Here is a 3,978-nt window from a genome sequence, read left to right on the forward strand (position 1 = left end):
AGCCGATTCTGTTCCAAAAAAAGTAGCTCTTGGCGGTAATTTGTTTTCTTCAAATATTTGGTGATTGTAATGGTTTTTTTGTTATGGAATATTGCTTAATTCTTTTTGCTCACAAGAAATATCCACAAAAGAACCAATTAGTATTAGTAATTTAATGATCATTAGTTTTATTAATTTAGCTAGCTCAATTAAAATATTTACATAGTTGTAGTTCATTTTTATGAATCTGTTAAAAGCATAATAATATGTGCAGCACTCCAACTAAAATTTTGTGCATTTAGGCCTTCACCAGTAATTGGGTGGTAATTTTCTCGAATCGATTTTCCTTTACCTAAAACACCATCAGCACCTTTTAATATCTGAATTGTAGATTTATTTGCATCTGTGTTAAATCCATAATTACGCAATCCTTTTACACCAAAATAAGCTTGATCTAACCAATTTGGGCCTCTCCAATACCCGTTTAACGGGTCGAATTTTGGGTGATCAGCACTCATAGTCTGAAAAGGAACTTTTGAAAAGAATTTTTCAGGATCCATCATACGTTCTTTTACTGCCTCTGCTTGATCTTGTGTAGCTGCATTTGCCCAAAGTGCCGTCCAGCCTTCACTTCCTTCTCCTTTAATAAAACGGTTCCCTTCTAAATTGGTGTCATAAAACCAACCATCTTCAGAATCGTAAAATTGTTTTTGAATGTTCATTTTTAAAATTTCAGCATCCTCTTTATACATATTAGCATCTTTAAATATTTGAAGTGCCTCTGCCAATTTTGCTAAGTACAATTTTTCAGCGTATAAATAAGCATTTAAATCAACACTTTCCTGATCTAAAGAATATGCGCCTTCTTCATTTTTTAATATTTTAGAATCGTCAAATCGGATGGCATTATCCATGCCGCTTTCCCATTTTGCAGCAATTAAAGTTCCGTCTGTAGAACCATATTCGCATAAACCATCGTTATCATAATCACGTTTGTTATACCACCAATAATGATATTTTTTTAGTTTAGGATACATTTCTTTAACAAATGCTGTATCCTTATTTTTTTCATATATTTTAGTAACTGCCCAAACAGATAATGGAGGTTTTGTATCGCGATAATTGTGAGCCTCAATAGTGGTATCTCTATAAACACAATCAACAATAAAACCATCTTCATTTTGAAAATAGAACATAGTTCTCATCTGATTTTTCGCTAATTCTGGGTCGTAATAAGATAAGCCCACCGCATGTTTCCACGAATCCCAAGACCAAAACCCATTGAACCATTTATAATGGTAACTAGGAAATAAACCTTCATATTTTAATTCACCAGCCGCAATACGCCAATTATTTTGAAGTGTTAATTGAGATTTTGCTAAAACATTTTTATAAATAGAATCTTTAAATTCGGGTTTTATATTGTTTATTAATGCTGAAATTTGTTCTTCTTTTTCATTTTTTCGAATGTTGAGAACAGAATCAAATAAAATAGTTGTAAGTGCCAATTTTTCATTTTCCCAAGAATATTCAGGAAAAATAAAAGTTTGTGAAATGTTAATTTCCTTAGACTGATTTGCCTTTAATGAAATATTTTTGGGTGCTGTACTATAAGTATTATCAGTATTTTTTATTGAAGTTCCTATTGGAAATATGAGATGTCCAGACGCATTTGATTTTGAAGATTTTATAAGTACTTCATTTTTTGTTGAACTAAACTTAAGACTCTCTGCTAATATTGGTTGATTTTTCCAATGCATGGAAATAACCATAGTTTCTTTACCAATATTTGTGATAGTTGATTTGATGATTGCTGTATGGCCTGAACTAAAAACAAGTTGCTGGGTTAATTTTAAATTTTCATTTTTAAAAACGTGCTCTAAATGACTTGCGTAACTTGTAGTTTCAAAAGATTTCCAAACAACATTTTTTAAAACCAATTGAGATAGATTTGCACTACTCCAAATTCCATTTTGTTCAGTCATTAAAAAAGGTCCAGAAAAACCGCCATAATTTGATATTGTATCCGGAAAACCATATGCAAACCAGGCTCCCTGATCGGAAAACATTAAGCCAGACTTATCTACGGAATTTTTTGGAGTAATTCTATAATCAAGAATATTTTTACTGTTGTTAAGAAAATCAAAATTCTTTTCAACTTTTAGTGGTTCTTTAGAATTGTTACAACTAAAATTTAATACCAAAACTAAAACAACTATATGTTTAAATACTTTGTTTAAATACATTTTTTAATTGGGATGTGCGTTAATTTAAATATTCTTTTTTGTCTAAAATAAGACAACAACAAATTTGCGATTATTTTTTATTAATAAATTAAAAATGACCTTTACTTGACCTTTCATTTAGTAATTTTAAAAAAGTGCATCAATTAATAATATATATATTTGTAACTACATTTAATTTGGTAGAAGCCAATATCATACTTTGCACTTTTTTACAATTTATAAATCTTTAACTATTGAAAAATTTGACTAAAATTATTTTTTTTGTTCTTGTATTTATTGGTTTTACAGCACATTCTCAAACAAATATTTGGGATGAAAACCCAACCGATTCTCAGAAAGAATTGGACAGTTTGTTAACTATTTTACCTTACTCAACAGGTAAAGATAAATTACCATTATTAAACAGAGTTGCAGAAATTTATTGGGCAATTAACCCCAATAAAACTATTGAATATGCTGATGAAGCCTTAAAGTTATCGCAAAAATTTAATGATAAAAGTCAAGAAGGTTTGGCACTTATTAATCTTTGTCAAGGTTATTTATTTAATGATTTTTATAATAAAGCTTTACAATTTGGGTTGAAATCGTTAGAAATTAGAAAAAGCATTGGGAATGATTATGATTTAGCTTTTACACTGCGCACCCTTGGATGGTTGTATTACGATATTGGGTATTTTGATAAAGCTCTGGAGTATCATACAGAGACTTTAAAATTACACGAAAAAATAGGAGACAAGCAGCGAATTGCTTACAGTTATAACAGTATAGGGTTAATTCATGAGCAGAAAGGAAACTATAATTTGGCATTGTCTTTTTTGAAAAAATCTTTAGAACTAAAAACAGCGTTTAATAATAAAAATAGAATTGCAGTAACTATGACAAATATAGGTGTCTGCTATAGAAAAATTGATGAACTCGATTCTGCAAAAACATATCTCGAATCTTCGTTAGTAATTTCAAATCAAATCAAGGACAATTTGCTTAAGGCTAATATACTAAATGAGCTTTCAATAGTAAATTTAGAGCTTAAAAATTATGATAAATGTTATGTGTTATTAAAAGAGTCTAGATTAATTATGGAGGGATTGATAGATACTAAAGAGGGGGTAGTAGAAAATGATAGAATTATGTCTGATTATTTTTTAGCAATAGGAAATTATAAAGAAGCACTTTCTAATTATAAAAAGTATGATCAAGGGAAATCAGAAATTTTTTCAAGCAATAAAAGTGAAAAATTAGCTGAAATGAGAATTCTGTATGAAGCAGAACAAAAAAAATCTGAAATCAAATTACTAGAGCAACAAAGAAACCTAGAGACGCAAAAAAGTAAATCGTTGCTAGTTGGTTCTATATTATTAGCAATTATAGGAATTTTAATTATAGCTTCACTTTGGAACAATATAAAAAAGAAAAAAGCCATTTATCAACAAAGCGATAGGCTGTCAAAAGAAAAATTAAAAACACAATCACTTCTTCAGGAAAACCTTGAGCACAAGTTAGAATTCCGCATGAAAGAATTAACAAATTTAGCGTTGTTTATATCTCAAAGAACATCTATTTATGGGGATCTTACAAAATCTTTTAAAAGTTTGAATTTCACCAATATAAATCAAATAAAAAAAGATATTAATGCACTCGTAAAAGAGTATGCTTTTAAGCTTAATATTAATGAAGACATACAAAAATTTCATACCAGTGTAGAGACCTTACAAAGTGATTTTTTATATCGAATTAAAGAAAAATATCCCCACCT

General features: G+C 29.1%; 2 protein-coding genes. One reads left to right on the forward strand and one right to left on the reverse strand.

Annotated features, from left to right (window positions below; genetic code table 11):
- Positions 1 to 218: 218 nt before the first annotated feature.
- Complete coding sequence (locus tag AB1Z17_RS10910; protein WP_368051826.1) at positions 219 to 2,225, reverse strand: trehalase family glycosidase; 2,007 nt, start codon at positions 2,223 to 2,225, stop codon at positions 219 to 221.
- A 242-nt stretch (positions 2,226 to 2,467) separates the two neighbouring features.
- On the opposite strand from AB1Z17_RS10910, the gene AB1Z17_RS10915 reads away from it, so the two are divergent.
- A partial coding sequence (locus AB1Z17_RS10915) for a tetratricopeptide repeat protein (protein WP_368051827.1) occupies positions 2,468 to 3,978 on the forward strand: 1,511 nt, incomplete at its 3' end.

The sequence above is a fragment of the Lutibacter sp. genome (genome assembly GCF_040883305.1).
Taxonomy (GTDB): Bacteria; Bacteroidota; Bacteroidia; order Flavobacteriales; family Flavobacteriaceae; genus Lutibacter.

Coding starts and splice junctions, on each gene's coding strand:
- AB1Z17_RS10910 (WP_368051826.1), bottom strand. CDS start 2,225: ATGTATTTAAACAAAGTATTTAAACATATAGTTGTTTTAGTTTTGGTA.